This window comes from Nocardia brasiliensis ATCC 700358 (assembly GCF_000250675.2).
GTDB classification, from domain to species: domain Bacteria; phylum Actinomycetota; class Actinomycetes; order Mycobacteriales; family Mycobacteriaceae; genus Nocardia; species Nocardia brasiliensis_B.
In genome coordinates, this window is sequence record NC_018681.1 from 9,215,710 (window position 1) to 9,230,526 (window position 14,817).

16 protein-coding genes are annotated in these 14,817 nt (G+C 68.2%); 10 read left to right on the top strand and 6 right to left on the bottom strand.

Going from position 1 to position 14,817, the window contains the following annotated elements; genetic code table 11:
• Positions 1-35 precede the first annotated feature (35 nt).
• Positions 36-1,118 carry an ABC transporter ATP-binding protein gene (locus tag O3I_RS41290; RefSeq protein ID WP_014989028.1) on the top strand — a complete coding sequence of 361 codons (1,083 nt, stop codon included), beginning with the start codon at positions 36-38 and terminating at the stop codon, positions 1,116-1,118.
• A gap of 191 nt (positions 1,119-1,309) precedes the next feature.
• Here the strand turns inward: O3I_RS41290 and O3I_RS41295 are convergent, their stop codons facing one another.
• A complete protein-coding gene (locus O3I_RS41295) occupies positions 1,310-1,825 on the bottom strand; it encodes a winged helix-turn-helix transcriptional regulator (RefSeq protein ID WP_014989029.1) in 516 nt (171 codons plus the stop codon).
• A 99-nt stretch (positions 1,826-1,924) separates the two neighbouring features.
• On the opposite strand from O3I_RS41295, the gene O3I_RS41300 reads away from it, so the two are divergent.
• Positions 1,925-3,094: a thiolase family protein gene (locus O3I_RS41300; protein ID WP_014989030.1), complete on the top strand. Its 1,170-nt coding sequence runs from the start codon at positions 1,925-1,927 to the stop codon at positions 3,092-3,094.
• Between the two features lie 34 nt (positions 3,095-3,128).
• Here the strand turns inward: O3I_RS41300 and O3I_RS41305 are convergent, their stop codons facing one another.
• Positions 3,129-3,467 carry a hypothetical protein gene (locus tag O3I_RS41305; protein WP_014989031.1) on the bottom strand — a complete coding sequence of 113 codons (339 nt, stop codon included), beginning with the start codon at positions 3,465-3,467 and terminating at the stop codon, positions 3,129-3,131.
• A gap of 44 nt (positions 3,468-3,511) precedes the next feature.
• Complete coding sequence (locus O3I_RS41310) at positions 3,512-3,964, bottom strand: winged helix-turn-helix transcriptional regulator (protein ID WP_014989032.1); 453 nt, start codon at positions 3,962-3,964, stop codon at positions 3,512-3,514.
• 89 nt (positions 3,965-4,053) lie between these two features.
• On the opposite strand from O3I_RS41310, the gene O3I_RS41315 reads away from it, so the two are divergent.
• The 3 genes from O3I_RS41315 to O3I_RS41325 are packed head-to-tail and all read left to right on the top strand — an operon-like array spanning position 4,054 to position 5,374.
• Positions 4,054-4,644 (top strand): dihydrofolate reductase family protein, encoded by a 591-nt coding sequence (locus O3I_RS41315; RefSeq protein ID WP_014989033.1) that lies wholly within the window; start codon positions 4,054-4,056, stop codon positions 4,642-4,644.
• Positions 4,641-5,018: a TIGR03618 family F420-dependent PPOX class oxidoreductase gene (locus tag O3I_RS41320; protein ID WP_014989034.1), complete on the top strand. Its 378-nt coding sequence runs from the start codon at positions 4,641-4,643 to the stop codon at positions 5,016-5,018. Before O3I_RS41315 ends, O3I_RS41320 begins: the two co-directional genes overlap by 4 nt.
• Before the next feature lie 50 nt (positions 5,019-5,068).
• Complete coding sequence (locus O3I_RS41325) at positions 5,069-5,374, top strand: hypothetical protein (RefSeq protein WP_014989035.1); 306 nt, start codon at positions 5,069-5,071, stop codon at positions 5,372-5,374.
• Between the two features lie 8 nt (positions 5,375-5,382).
• On the opposite strand, the gene O3I_RS41330 is transcribed toward O3I_RS41325, so the two are convergent.
• Positions 5,383-5,754 carry a hypothetical protein gene (locus tag O3I_RS41330; protein ID WP_014989036.1) on the bottom strand — a complete coding sequence of 124 codons (372 nt, stop codon included), beginning with the start codon at positions 5,752-5,754 and terminating at the stop codon, positions 5,383-5,385.
• 90 nt (positions 5,755-5,844) lie between these two features.
• On the opposite strand from O3I_RS41330, the gene O3I_RS41335 reads away from it, so the two are divergent.
• Positions 5,845-6,822: an o-succinylbenzoate synthase gene (locus O3I_RS41335; RefSeq protein ID WP_014989037.1), complete on the top strand. Its 978-nt coding sequence runs from the start codon at positions 5,845-5,847 to the stop codon at positions 6,820-6,822.
• Between the two features lie 283 nt (positions 6,823-7,105).
• Here the strand turns inward: O3I_RS41335 and O3I_RS41340 are convergent, their stop codons facing one another.
• Positions 7,106-7,618 carry a TIGR04338 family metallohydrolase gene (locus tag O3I_RS41340; protein ID WP_041564980.1) on the bottom strand — a complete coding sequence of 171 codons (513 nt, stop codon included), beginning with the start codon at positions 7,616-7,618 and terminating at the stop codon, positions 7,106-7,108.
• Positions 7,619-7,909: 291 nt separating this feature from the next.
• Positions 7,910-8,776: a DUF2786 domain-containing protein gene (locus O3I_RS41345; protein WP_171904470.1), complete on the bottom strand. Its 867-nt coding sequence runs from the start codon at positions 8,774-8,776 to the stop codon at positions 7,910-7,912.
• 143 nt (positions 8,777-8,919) lie between these two features.
• Between O3I_RS41345 and O3I_RS41350 the strand changes: the two genes are divergently transcribed.
• The 4 genes from O3I_RS41350 (at position 8,920) to O3I_RS41365 (ending at position 14,687) form a co-directional block, all read left to right on the top strand.
• Entirely contained in the window at positions 8,920-10,221 is a 1,302-nt protein-coding gene (locus O3I_RS41350) for an ABC transporter substrate-binding protein (protein WP_014989040.1), read from the top strand.
• Between the two features lie 135 nt (positions 10,222-10,356).
• Positions 10,357-11,289, top strand: coding sequence for a carbohydrate ABC transporter permease (locus O3I_RS41355; RefSeq protein WP_041564981.1), 933 nt, complete (start codon positions 10,357-10,359; stop codon positions 11,287-11,289).
• 115 nt (positions 11,290-11,404) lie between these two features.
• On the top strand, positions 11,405-12,286 hold the full coding sequence (locus O3I_RS41360) for a carbohydrate ABC transporter permease (protein ID WP_051066860.1): 882 nt from the start codon (positions 11,405-11,407) through the stop codon (positions 12,284-12,286).
• 142 nt (positions 12,287-12,428) lie between these two features.
• On the top strand, positions 12,429-14,687 hold the full coding sequence (locus O3I_RS41365) for a transglycosylase domain-containing protein (protein ID WP_014989043.1): 2,259 nt from the start codon (positions 12,429-12,431) through the stop codon (positions 14,685-14,687).
• Positions 14,688-14,817 lie beyond the last annotated feature (130 nt).

Below are 14,817 nucleotides of genomic sequence, written 5' to 3' on the forward strand. Positions count from 1 at the left end.
GGCACGTTCCTGCCGGTGATGGGAAGTGATTTCGCATGGCCACAGTGACCTTCGACCGCGCGACGCGGCTGTACCCCGGCTCCACCAAACCCGCCGTCGACCAGTTGAATCTGGAGATCGAAGACGGTGAATTCCTGGTCCTCGTCGGCCCTTCCGGTTGCGGCAAGTCGACCTCGCTGCGCATGCTCGCCGGCTTGGAGGACGTGAGCGACGGGCGCATCCTGATCGGCGCCAACGACGTGACGCACGCCGAACCCAAGGAACGCGATATCGCGATGGTGTTCCAGAACTACGCGCTCTACCCGCACATGACCGTCGCCGAGAACATGGGCTTCGCACTGAAACTGGCCAAGGTCGCCAAGGCGGAGAAGGACAAGCGCGTGCTCGAGGCGGCGCAGCTGCTCGACCTGGAGCCGTATCTGGACCGCAAGCCCAAGGCGTTGTCCGGTGGTCAGCGCCAGCGCGTCGCGATGGGCCGCGCGATCGTGCGCCAGCCCCAGGTGTTCCTGATGGACGAGCCGCTGTCGAACCTGGACGCGAAACTGCGCGTGCAGACCCGTACCCAGATCGCGCAACTGCAGCGCCGGCTCGGCACCACCACCGTGTACGTCACGCACGACCAGGTCGAGGCGATGACCATGGGCGATCGCGTCGCGGTGCTGAAAGACGGTCTGCTGCAACAGTGCGCGACCCCGCGCGACCTGTACCAGGATCCGGTCAACGTGTTCGTCGCCGGGTTCATGGGCTCGCCCGCGATGAACCTGTTCACGCTGCCGGTGTCCGGCGGGACCGTATCGCTCGGCGGCCACGAACTGCCGCTGCCCCGTTCGGTGGTGGACGCGGCCGAGGGTTCGGTGTCGGTCGGCATCCGCCCCGAGCACTTCGAACTCAACGGCGCGGGCGGCGGTATCGAGATGGAAGTCGACGTGGTCGAGGAACTCGGCTCCGACGCCTACATCTACGGCCGCACCACCTCGCAGGGCAACGCCGCCGGGGAAACCATTGTGGCGCGGGCGGATTGGCGTAACCCGCCGTCGAAGGGCACGCGGGTCCGGCTCTCCACCGACCCGGTGCACACGTACTTCTTCTCGTCCGCCGACGGGCGCCGGCTGAATTGAGTCCGGTGGTGCCGCCGCAACCGTAGGTCGGCGCGGCGGCAGCAGACGGATCAGCGAGTCGTCAGCCCGGCTCCGACCGCACGGCGCCGGCGAGCGCGGCACACATGATCGCTCCCGCACCACTTCTGCGGTCCCGCACCCGCTCTGGCGTGGCGCAGCGAGTGCGGGAAGACGGAAAGGGTGCGGGGGCTTCAGGGGTTTGGGGACCGCTTGGCGGCGAGGTAGTCGTCGTTCACGCGGACGCCGAGTTCTTCGAGCGCGATCTCGCGGCCGGATTCGCTGCGGACCTGTACGCGCACGGGTGCGCCCGTGGCTTCTTCGACCAGTAGCAGCGGGGCCGGGCCCGGCTGCAGATAGGCGTCGCCCCACTGCATCAGTGCCAGGACGGCCGGGAGCAGGCCGCGGCCCATCTCGGTCAACACGTATTCGTGCCGGGTGCGTTTGCCCTGCTCCTGGTAGGGCTGCTTGGTGAGCAGGCCGGCGGCGGTGAGTTTGCGGAGCTGGCTCGCCGCGGCCGCGTCGGTGATGCCGACGCGCTGCGCGAAGCCGTCGAACCGGGTGGTGCCGTAGTACGCCTCGCGCAGAATCAGGACGGCCGAGCGGGTGCCGACCAGATCCATCGCCTTGGCGATCGAGCAATCCGTCGTCTGCCACGCGCTCAGATCGGCCAACCGGCCTTCCATCACTGCTGCCATGACCGACATCATAGCCGAGCTGACTTGCCTTTACTATTGCCAGGTGTACTCTGGCTATGTGTTGATAGAGCCAGGCAGAGCCGCCGGGCTCTCGGTCCGAAAGGAAGCACCATGAGAGACGCGGTGATCGTCGAAGCGGTACGCACCCCGATCGGCAAGGGCAAGCCGAACGGCGCGTTGCACGAGGTCAACGCGGTGGACCTGCTCGCGCACAGCCTGCGCGAGGTGGTCAGCCGCAGCGGCGTCGACCCGGTACTCATCGATGACGTGATCGGCGGCATCGTCACCCAGGTCGGCGAGCAGGGCATGAACATGACCCGGCGGGCCGCGCTCGCCGCCGGCTACCCCGAATCCGTCGCCGCCACCACGGTGGACCGGCAGTGCGGCAGCAGTCAGCAGGCGATCCACTTCGCCGCGCAGGGCGTGCTCGCCGGGGCGTACGACATCGTCGTCGCCGCCGGTGTCGAATCGATGGGCCGAGTTCCCATGGGCGCCAACCTCGTCGGCTCCGACGATGTCTCGGGCCGCGGCTTCGCCGAGCGCTACCCGGAAGGGCTGGTACCACAGGGAATCAGCGCCGAACTGATCGCCGCCAAATGGGGCCTGAACCGCACACAGCTCGACGAATTCGCCATCGGCAGTCACGAAAAGGCCGCTCTGGCAACGAAGAACGGCCTGTTCACGCGTGAACTCGCCCCGCTGAACGGCCTGCACACCGACGAGGGCATCCGGGTCGGCAGCACCCTGGATACCCTCGCCAAGCTGCGTCCCGCGTTCTACGACGAGGCCATGTCGGCCCGCTTCCCGCAGATCGGCTGGGAGGTCACCGCGGCGTCCGCGAGCCAGGTCAGCGACGGCAGTGCCGCGGTGCTCATCATGACCAGCGAGCGCGCGAAGCAGTTGGGCCTGCGTCCGCTGGCGCGGCTGCACAGCTTCGCGGTGGCCGGCGACGATCCGCTGCTGATGCTCACCGCCGTCATCCCGTCGACCCGAAAAGTGTTGCAGCGGGCCGGACTCCAGCTCTCCGACATCGACCTGTTCGAGGTCAACGAGGCCTTCTCGCCCGTCGTGCTGGCCTGGGCGCAGGAGACCGGCGCCGACCTCGCCAAGGTCAACGTGCACGGCGGCGCGATCGCCATCGGCCATCCGCTCGGCGCCTCCGGCACCCGCTTGGCCACCACCCTGGTGCATGCCATGCAGGAGCGCGGCGCCCGCTACGGCCTGCAAACCATGTGCGAGGCAGGCGGTTTGTCCAACGCGATGATCCTCGAACGCCTCTGATCGGATCGGTGCCCACCCTGCGGGGTGGGCGCTGTCAGACCGCGACCAGCACGATCGCGACCAGCAGTCCGGCTACCCACGCGCCGATGATCACCGGCACCGCCACCACGGGGGTCCACCCGACAGGCCTGCGGGCCCGGACCTTTCCCACCATCAGCAGCACCGCCCAGAGCACCGCGCCGACGATCCCGGCGAACGCGACGAACTGCGCGACCGCCAGGTAGCGCCGCGCCCCGCCGTCGGCGTCTTCCCATGCCACCACGTCGTAGACCGACACGAATGCCGCCACCACCCAGGCAAAACCGATCACGAACACCGACCCGAGCACCGCCCGCACGATATCCGTTCCCCACCCCCGCAATTCCGAACTCACCCCTGATTTCTGCCCGCAACGTCGCCCTGCCAAACGCGCGGCCCTCAGGTCGCCGCGCCGGGACCGGGCAGCAGGTCGATGTCGGTGGCGCGCATGGGTTCCCCGCAGTGGTCGCAGCGGAGCTCCACATTGCTGATCTCGCCGCAGGCGTGATGACGGTAGAGGACCGGCGGACCGGCTGCACCCGCCCGCCACTTGTCGCCCCAGCCCTTCATGACCATGAGCACCTCGAACAGTTCGATGCCCTGCTGGGTCAGTACGTATTCGTAACGCGGGCGCTGGTCGTAGGGCTTGCGCTCGAGTATGCCGTGCTCGACCAGATGGTTCAGGCGTTCGGTGAGCACCTTGCGGGAGACACCGAGATCGGCCTGGAGCTGATCGAAGCGCGTCATGCCGACGAACACGTCGCGCAGGATCAGCGGCGACCACGCCTCGCCGATGACATCGAGGGTGCGCGCGATGGAACAGGCCATCTCACCGAAATTCGTCCGCTGCATGAAGTCAGTTTAGCAATTGGGGTTCCCTTAAGAAACTCTGACTGCTACCGTTCTGGAGTCTCCTGAAGGAACTCAGAAAGGAAGCGGCGATGAGCAAGGTCATCAGCGCCCATTCGGTATCCGTCGACGGCTACATCACCGGGCGCGACCCCCGAGCCGGGCACGGACTCGGCGACGGCGGGATGCTGTTCGACTGGTATTTCGACGGCGACACACCCAGTGCGGTGTTCGACGGTTTCAAGTTGAGCGCGCCGAGCGCCCGGGTCTTCGACGCCGCGGGCGGACGGGTGGGCGCGATCGTCGCCGGCCGCAACACCTACGAGGACTCGGAACGATTCAACGGCGGCAGTCCGCATCCGAACGCCCGGCTGGTCGTGCTCAGCCATCGGCCGATGCCGGTCAGCGAGCGGCAGATCCTGGTCACGACCGGGATCGAAGACGCGATCGCGGCGGCCCGCGACGCGGCCGGGGACGGTGACGTCGGACTGATGGGCGGCGGTGTGCTGGCCGCGGCGTTGCGGGCCGGGCTCGTCGACGAGGTGCTCCTGCACCAGGTTCCGATCCTGCTCGGCGGCGGTCGGCCGTTCTTCCAGTCGCTCCCGGATCACGTGCGACTGCGGCTGATCGAAGCCGTCCCCGCCCCCGGCGTCACCCACCTGCACTACGAGGTCCAGCGATGATCGACCCCGCCGTCCGCCAGGTACTCGACAGTGCCCCGCACGCACACCTGGCCACCCTGCTGCCCGACGGTTCGCCCCACGCCGTGCCCGTCTACGTCGGCACCGAGGGCGACCACGTCGTCATCCTCACCGGCCCGGACTCGCGCAAGGCCCGCAACCTACGCCGCGACCCCCGCGTCGCGTTGTCGATGACCCCCGCCGACAACCTCTTCCACCCGGTGATCCTGCGCGGCCGGGTCGTCGAATGGCTCGACGGCGACGCCGCCTGGGCGATCATCGACCGGCTCGCGATCAAATACACCGGCCGGCCCTACTCCCGCGAACTCCACCGCGTCGTCGCCCTGATCGAGCCCGACCACCAGCGCGCCGGGTGAGCGCGGTTGGCCGCGTTGAGGGTTCGGTCGTGGTGCAGCAGGATGGGGTGATGACTGTCGCACCCGATGGAGAAGACCTCGCCACGGCGCCGGGTGGTGCGGTGTTGGCGGGAACTGTTCTCGGCGTGGCGATTCTGCTGTGTGTTCGGCTAGAGCGGGTTCCGTTCGCCGGTGCGCTGACCGATCCCGATCAGCTGGTCGGGATCGTGCTCGGCGGGGTGCTGCTGGGCGTCTGCCTGCTGATCTGGGCGATCAAGACGCTGTACGTGGTGGGCAGGCAGCGGCAGTGGTCGTGGCGGATCGTCGCGGTGCCGGTGGTGGTATTCGCCGGGCTGGCAGCCGGATTGGTGGCGTAACCGGTGCGTCACGGCGTGTCGTAGACCTCGTTGGCCAGGGCCACACCGCTGAGGAACGAGGCCACGATCAGGGCCATAGCGACGACCGGCCAGTACCACATCAGCCAGCGCTGCACGGCGGCGATGATGATCATGACGAAGGAGCCGGCAAGAGCCAGGGCGGTACCGCCCCAGGAGACGGCGAAAGCCGCGCTCAGATATTCGTCCTTACAGTTGCGACCGGGTCCGCACGCGTCGGCGGCGAAGGCGAAGAAAACGGTGCAGTAGGCGGCGAGCAGGCCGAGCACCGCGGCGGCGCAATAGAGGACGACGGTGAGGATCACGTCCCAGGTCCGCTGCTGCGGCTGGGCCGACTGATAAGCGGCCGGGTAGTAGGTCATGCCTTCAGCATCGTGGGCACGACCGACGGCGAGTACCGCAAAACTACTCAGGCCGGATGAGGGTATTCCGTGCCGGTTACGCTGGCGGCGATGAGCGATCAAGTGCTGGAGAGCTTCGTCTACGCCATACCGATGCGCACCCGATTCCGCGGCATCACGGTGCGCGAAGGGATGCTGATTCGCGGACCGCTCGGCTGGGGAGAGTTCTGTCCGTTCGTCGAATACGACGACCGGGAAGCGGCCGGGTGGCTGGCGACGGCGCTAGAGCAGGTGAGCGCCGGATGGCCGGAGCCGGTCCGCGACCGGATCCCGATCAACTGCACGGTGCCCGCGGTGGACGCGGAGCGCGCGCACGCGATCGTCGCGGGATCGGGCTGCGGCACGGCCAAGGTGAAAATCGCGGACCATCCCGATTCGCTGAGCGAAGACCTCGCCCGGGTCGAGGCGGTGCGGGACGCACTGGGTCCGGCCGGGGCGATCCGGGTCGACGCCAACGCGGTATGGGATGTGGCGACCGCGGTCGCGCACATCACCCGAATCGACCGGGCCGCAGGCGGTTTGGAGTACGTCGAGCAGCCGTGCCGGACGATCGAGGAGCTGGCGGCGGTGCGCAAACACGTCGACGTCCGGATCGCCGCGGACGAATCGATCCGGCGCGCGGAAGACCCGTTACGGGTCGCGGTCGCCGGAGCCGCCGATATCGCGGTACTCAAATGCACACCCCTGGGCGGGGTCCGGCGCGCGCTGCGGGTCGCCGAGGCCGCCGGACTACCCTGCGTGATCTCCTCGGCACTGGAAACCAGCGTCGGCCTGGCCGCCCAACTAGCCCTCGCCGGCGCCCTCCCCGAACTCGGCTTCGCCTGCGGTCTGGGCACGTTGTCCCTGCTCGCCGGCGACACGGTGCGTGATTCGCTGCGCCCCACCGACGGTTACCTCCCCGTCCCCCGCACCGCCCCCCAACCCGACCCCGCCCTACTCGAGCAGTACCGCCAATGCGACCCCGAACGCGTCACCTGGTGGGCGAACCGCCTCGAGCGCACCCTCCAACTGATCCCTGCCGCAACCTGATTCGCCACCACCTCCGAATGGTCGCGGCCCGCGCATCACGCACAGCTCGGCCCCGGAGTGCGTGACACCGACCCCAGCAGCGCAGAACCGACCCAGCGATGCGCGCCGCCGACCGTGACCCGGCACAGTGTCGACCTGACTTATCGCCGCCTCCGGCCTGGGCGGTGCACGGAGTCCACCCCGAACAATCGCGGCGACCGTCGATGGATCGCAGCCTTGACCCAGCGGCGTGTGACGCCGGCCGTATTGCGCGAGGGAAGGCGCACCCGCTGGGGCGCAAGGGTCAACCCAGGCGTACGCCGCAGCCCAGCATTGTGGCGCGCAGGATCAGGGCTGCTTCGGGACCGATGATGCCGTCTACCAATTCCAGGTAGCGGGTGCAGAATTCGGGGCCGTGGGGGGCGACTTTTTCGGGCGCGGATTCCAGGTGGTGGGCGAGTTCGTGCAGGACGACCAGTTCGCGCAGCGCCCAGGCGGTTGCGCCGGTGTGCAGCGGGACGGCGAGCACGGCGTCGGCGGACTCGTAGTGGGCGGCGGTCGCGCCTGCCCGGGCGCGCACCCGCACCGGTACGTCGGCGCGATCCCAGTGTGCCCGAACCCAATTCAGGGCGAGCACCTTGTCCGCATAGCTCTGCACCGAATCCACCGAGGCGAAGCGCCGTTCGATCGGCAAAGTGATGTGCGAGCCATAGAGTTCCACGGTGCGGTTGCCGTGCTCGTCGGCGCGATCGAACACCCCCCGCACCAACTGCTCCGCGTCGTACACCTTGGCGCGCTGGGTATCTCGCGCACTCACGACGAACCTCCCGGCGGGCACATCGCGGGCGCGCACCGGAACAGCTGCGGACCGAACACTCGCGACCGAGCCGAACGCCCGTGCCGGAACGAGCATTCGGCTCGGTCCGCACGATTCGCCGCCGTGTCCCGGACAACTCGGCCGCCCAAGCCCCGAGCCCGCGGCTCCCCTGCCCTTCGCCCGAACCCACTGTGGCTCAAGTCACTCAGCTGACACACGCTCACGAGCATCGTCCTACGGACCCGAACGCGCGACCCGAGCAGGAAATCCGCGGCGCAGCCAACGGCGCGCTCACTCCGATCCGTCGCCCGCGCCGCGTGCCTTCCGAGTGGTCAATTGTCCGCGCGCCGCACCGAGTTCGGGGGAGGTGCCGAGGCGGGCGGCTTTGCCTGCGCGGTCCCCTGCGCGCCGCGCCGCGGCGGAATGCCCGGCGGAGGACTGCGGCCCACGCCAGGTGCCGCGGGCCTCGGAGGTGCGGGTGTAGAAATCGGTGAGCTCGATCTCCTTGTTGCGCAAGGCGAGCGCGGTGCCGGTGGCGGGCGCGTCGGCGGGTACCACCTCGGCTTCGACCTCGGCCTTCACCGCGGCGAGCCGCTGCCCGATCCGGGCCGCGAACGCCATCTGGAAATTCAGGCGCGCCGTCACACCCGCGACCGGCGCCTGCACCCGGCGCTGCACCTTTCGGCCCCAGCGCTTTTCGGTGACCACCTTGTCCACGGTCGCCGAACGGTATTGACCCGACTTGATGTATTGATCCGACGCGCGGACCATCTGGACGAGCAGACTCGCGTACAACGCCTCGCAGGTATCGATGTCGGAGTCGAAACCGTAGGCGTACACCTGGGTCGAGGTGCGAGCGACATCGCAGCGCACATCGTTGGCGGACGCGATCGCGACGAAGAGTTGCACGTACGTGCGCAATCCGCGCTTACCCGGCTCACCGATCGGGATCATCCGCTGGATCGGCGACGGCCTGCGTTCGCGCCCCGCGACGTGCGCACGCGCGACCGTCAGGTCGATGGACGAGCGGGTCGCGAGGCGTTGCGCCGCGGCGAGGAACGCCTCGGCCTCGTGTGCGTTGTCGGTGGACTCGGCCTGACGCAGCAGTCCGCCGATGCGTGTCAGCATCCGTTCGGGAACCGGGTTCGGCGATGTCATCACCTGCGAGCTTAGGCGGCGGGACGCGGCGATGTAGCGAGGACTTCCCGCCACATTCCCCCGAGTAACTCCCACACCATGTATCTTGCGTTGTGCAACCGGCAGGGTGTGCTAATGCTCACGATCGATCTGGAGTGTCCGCGATGGCTGTGAAAAAGGTGTCGTCCCTACGTACGTCGCTCGTACCGAAGGCCGCGGTCGCGGCTGTCTCGGTCGCGCTGCTGACGGCGACGTTCACCAGCGCCTGCTCCAGCGACAGCGGCGGCAGCCCGACCAGCCAGAACCTGACCGGGCGCGGCCCGATCACCTATGTCGAGGGCAAGGACACCACCGAGACCGGCGCGGTCAAGCAGCTCATCGAGCGCTGGAACGCCGCGCACCCGGACGAGCAGGTGACGTTCAAGGAACAGTCGAACGACGCCTCGCAGCAGTACGACGACCTGGTCGAGCACATGCGCTCCAAGCAGTCCAACTACGACGTGGTCGCCCTCGACGTGCCGTGGACCGCCGAGTTCGCCGCGAAGGGCTGGATCCAGCCGCTGAAGGACGCCTTCGCCATCGACACCTCCGCGCTGCTCTCCCCGCCGGTCGCCAGCGCCACCTACAACAACACCCTGTACGCGGCCCCGCGAAACACCAACGGCGGCTTGCTGTTCTACCGCAAGGACCTGGTGCCGAACGCGCCGAAGACCTGGACCGAACTGCTCGCCCAGTGCCCGCTGGCCAAGGAGCAGAACATCGGCTGCTACGCCGGTCAGTTCGCGCCGTACGAGGGCCTGACGGTGAACACCGCCGAGGTGATCAACGCCTACGGCGGCAGCTTCGTCGGCGCCGACGGCAAGACCCCGACGGTGAACAGCCCGCAGTCCCGGGCCGGCCTGAAGGTGCTGGTCGACGCCTACAAGAACGGCGACATCCCGCCGGAGGCGATCTCGTTCAAGGAGCCGGAGAGCAGCAACGCGTTCGCGCAGGGCAAGCTCATGTTCCTGCGTTCGTGGCCGTCCACCTACGGTGACGTCGGCGGCGAAGCCTCCGCGGTGAAGGACAAGTTCGCGGTCGCCCCGCTGCCCGGCGAGAACGGTGTCGGCGCGTCCACGCTCGGCGGCTACAACGCGGCGATCAGCGCGTACTCCAAGAACAAGGCCACCGCGCTCGACTTCCTGCGCTTCCTGATCAGCGAGGACGCCCAGCACATCGTCGCCTCCGGCGCGCTGCCCTCGGTGCGCGCGTCGATGTACGACGACCCGGCCCTGATCGCGAAGATGCCGTACCTGCCCGCGCTCAAGGATTCCATCGCCAGCGCGGTGCCGCGCCCGGTCACGCCGTTCTATCCCGCGGTGTCGAAGGCCATCCAGGAGAACGCCTATGCTGCGCTGAAGCAGACCAAGTCGGTCGACGACGCGATCACCGGCATGCAGAAGGGCATCGAGACCGCGGGATCGTAGGCGGAAGCGCAACGGACCCGACGAGACCCGTAGGAGAGAGAAACGGTGTCGGATCCTTCGGGAGCGGCCAGCACTGTGTCGAGTGAGGATTTCCTGCCACGCAAGCGTGGCCTCGGCGAAACCCTGGCATTGGAAATGCGGCGCTCCGGTAAAGCCTGGCTGTTCGTCTCGCCGGTACTACTGGCGCTGGCGGTGGTCATCGGCTATCCGGTGGTGCGCGCGCTGTGGATGTCGTTCCAGAAGGATTCGGGCCTGGACCCGGCGACCGGCATGTTCACCGAGGGTGGCAGCGCCGGCTTCTCGAACTACACGCACTGGCTGCTGCAACAGTGCCAGGCGGGCGGCGAGACGGTCAGCTGTCCCACCGGCAACCTCGGGTCGCAGTTCTGGCTGGCCATCGGCGTCACGCTGTTCTTCACGGTGATCACGGTGACGCTGGAGGCCACGCTCGGCCTCGGCTTCGCCATGGTGATGGGCAAGACGTTCCGCGGCCGCGCCCTGCTGCGCGCCGCGGTGCTGATCCCGTGGGCGATCCCCACCGCGGTCACGGCGCGGCTGTGGGAGTTCATGTTCCAGTACGACGGCGTGGTGAACCGGGTGTTCGGCACCCATATCCTGTGGACCTCCGACGCCTGGGCCGCCCGGTTCGCGGTGATCGCCGCCGACGTGTGGAAGACGACGCCGTTCATGGCGCTGCTGCTGCTGGCGGGCCTGCAGGTGATCCCGGCCGACGTGTACGAGGCGGCCCGGGTCGACGGCGCGACCGCCTGGCAGCGCTTCACCCAGATCACCTTGCCGCTGCTGCGCCCGGCCTTGCTCGTCGCGGTGCTGTTCCGCACCATGGACGCGCTGCGCATGTACGACCTGCCGGCGATCATGACGCTGAACAACCCGTCCACCCGGGTGTTGTCGATCCTGGTGGTCGACCAGGTCCGGCAGGGCCCCAACAGCGCGGCCGCGCTGTCGACGATCACCTTCCTGCTGATCTTCGCGGTGGCCTTCGTGCTGGTGAAGGTCTTGGGCGCCAACGCCGTCCGGACCCAAGAGGAACAGCGGGAGGCGGGGTGAGCAGGACGACACCTCGCTGGCGCTCGGCTTTCGTCCTGCCCACCAGACGCTGGTCCGCCACCGGAGGCGCTCCGCTTCTCCGGTCGACCTATACCTACCCGGGCACGGTGCACCCATGACTACGACGAATCCTGTGAATACTCGCCCGCCACAGTCGGTCCCGTGGACCCACCGCCTCAAGTCGGTGCGGCTGTACGCCGGTGTGTTCATCGTGCTGGTGTGGGGGCTCGGGCCGTTCTACTGGATGGCCGTGACCGCGTTCCGCGATCCGGACTACACCTTCGACAGCACCCCGTGGCCCACGCACGTCACGCTGGAGAACTTCCGCAACGCCTTCGACACCAGCCGCGGCAACAACTTCGGCCGGGCGTTGATCAACAGCGTGGTCATCGGCTCGATCACCACGGTGATCGCCCTGCTGATCGGCGTGCTGGCAGCGTACGCGCTGGCGCGGCTCACCTTCCGCGGCAAGTACCTGGTGTCGGGCCTGATCCTGAGCGCCTCGATGTTCCCGGTGGTGGTGCTGGTGACCCCGCTGTTCCAGCTGTTCACCAACATCGGCTGGATCGGCGAATACCAGGCGATGATCATCCCGAACATCTCCTTCGTGCTGCCGATGACGGTCTACATCCTGGCTTCCTTCTTCACCGAATTGCCATGGGAGCTCGAAGAAGCCGCGCGGATCGACGGCGCGACGAAGATGCAGGCCTTCCGCCTGGTGATGCTGCCGCTGGCCGCGCCCGCGGTGTTCACCACCGCGATCCTCGCGTTCATCGCGGCGGTCAACGAATACCTGCTGGCCCGGCTGCTCTCCTCGGACAAGACCGAGCCGGTGACCGTCGCGGTCGCCCGGTTCTCCGGTAACAACCCGCTGGTGGAGCCCTACGCGGCGATCATGGCGGCGGGCACGATGGTGTCCATTCCGCTGGTGCTGATGGTGCTGCTGTTCCAGCGCCGGATCATCTCCGGCCTCACCGCCGGCGGCGTCAAGAGCTAGCTCACGCGCAGAATTCCGGTGCGCCGCAACGGCCCGGTGATAGCATCGCGGGTCACCCACGGCACGAGTACAGTCGTGCCGTGGGGGCACATTTCCGATCGTTGTTCGTGCAGGTGAGTTTCGACCGACGCTCCGGGAGGAGATGATCGTGGGCTCGATTCGCAGGCGGAAATCGCGGCGCGGCACTGATTCCGCGCCCTACTCCTCCATCGCGGGCTTCAACGAGCTGACCTCACCCGCCGCCCGCGCGAAGCGGCGCGCGCACGCGGCGAAGGACCGGCCACCGACCACGCCGAAACCCACCCCGGATCCGAATCGCCCACCACGCACCAGAGCGGAGCGGTTCCGCCGGCTCGTGCTCGCGCTGTTCATCATCTTCGGCGTGGTGCCGCTGCTGCTCTCGGTGCTCGTCTACTGGAGCGCCGAGATCCCGGATCCGAGTTCGGTGCAGACCAACCAGATCGCCACCATCCTGGCCGCCGACAGCAGCACGGTCATCGCCAAAGTCGTGCCGCCGAACGGTAATCGGACGCCGATCCCGCTGGCCGAGGTGCCGCAGTCGACCCGCGACGCGATGCTGTCCGCGGAGGACCGCAACTTCTACAGCAACCCCGGCTACTCGACCTCCGGCTTCCTGCGCGCCGCCCGGGACAACCTGCTCGGCCGCGACGACGCGGGCGGTGGCTCCACCATCACCCAGCAGTATGTGAAGAACGCCTTCCTCGGTTCCGAGCGCACGCTGACCAGGAAGATGCGCGAGCTGATCATCGCGGCGAAGATGGCGCGCCAGTGGAGCAAGGACGACATCCTCGCCGCCTACCTCAACACCATCTACTACGGGCGCGGCTCGTACGGGATCGCCGCCGCGACCAAGGCGTATTTCAACAAGCCGGTGAATCAGCTGACCCTGGCCGAGGGCGCGGTGCTCGCCGCACTCGTGCGCACCCCGTCCATCCTCGACCCGGAAACCCACCTGCCCGACCTGACGGCCCGCTGGCAGTACGTGCTCGACGGCATGGTCGAGATGGGCGTGCTCGCACCGGGCACCCGCGACGCGACGACGTTCCCGGCGATCATCCCGCTCAACGAGATTCCCGACGAGAACGTGGCCCGCGGGCCCGAGGGGCTGATCCGCGCCCAGGTGGTCCGGGAGCTGCGCACCGCCGGGATCAGCGAACACGAACTGAACACCGGGGCTTTGCAGATCACCACGACGATCGACGCCAAGGCGCAGCAGGCGGTGCTCGGCGCGGTACAGGATCGGCTGGCCGGGCAGCCGCCGGAACTGCGCGCGGCGGTGGTGTCGATCGATCCGCGGTCCGGCGCGGTGCGCGCCTACTTCGGCGGATTCGACGGCATCGGCTACGACTTCGCCCAGGCGCCGTTACAGACAGGGTCGGCGTTCAAACCGTTCGCGGCGATCGCCGCGCAGCAGCAGAGCGTCCCGCTGACCCGATTGCTGGACAGTTCCCCGGTCACCGACCGCGGCACGAAGATCACCAACGTGGACGGCGAGTCGTGCGGCAAATGCACCATGGCCGAGGCGCTCAAACGGTCACTGAACACCAGCTTCTACCGGCTCACCATGTCGATGTTCGACGGCCCGAAGGCGATCGCCGACGCGGCGCACGCGGCCGGCATCCCGGAGGAGATCCCCGGGGTCGCCGGAAAGACGCTCACCGAGGACGGCGGCCGGCCGTTGAACGGAATCGTGTTGGGGCAGTATCTCGTTCGTCCCATCGATATGGCCTCGGCCTATGGCACCATCGGTGCGTCCGGTGTTTATCACCAGCCGTACTTCGTGCAGCGGGTGGTCACCGGTGACGGACGGGTGCTGCTGGACCGCGGCGCTCCGGAACAGCAGATCGGCAAACAGATGCCCGCAGGGCAACAGCGCATACCGAAGGCGATCGCCGACAAGACCACGCAGGCGATGACACCGATCGCCGCGTACTCCAACGGCCACGCCCTCGCCGGGGGCCGGCCATCCGCGGCCAAGACCGGCACCACCCAGCTCGGCGAGTCCGCGGACAACAAGGACGCGTGGATGATCGGGTTCACCCCGGCGCTGTCCACGGCCGTCTGGATCGGGACCGAGCAGTCCCAGCCCATCCACACCGCCCGCGGGTCGGACATCTACGGCTCCGGCCTGCCCGCAGACATCTGGAAGCAGGTGATGGACAACGCGCTCGACGGCACGCCGGTCGAGCAGTTCCCCGCCGTGGACGGGCCCGGCCCGGCCGCGCCACCCAACGCGAACAAGCCCTCCGGCGGCACCTACGACATCCTGAACCCGCCGTCGGGTGCCCCGCGTGAGCCGGTCGTCATCATCCCGCCCGCCCCGCAGCCGCCCAAGGAAGTGGAGATCTTCCCCGGGCTGAGCATTCCGGTCCCGGGATAGCGATGATGCTGTGACCTTCGCGCACCCGGGGGAACGGTTGGCATGGCAGCATCGTTTGCCAGAGTGAGAGCGAACAGGGACTGTGTCGGAACAGGCCGACGCCGGAGTCCCGGGATCGATGCGGAAGGAT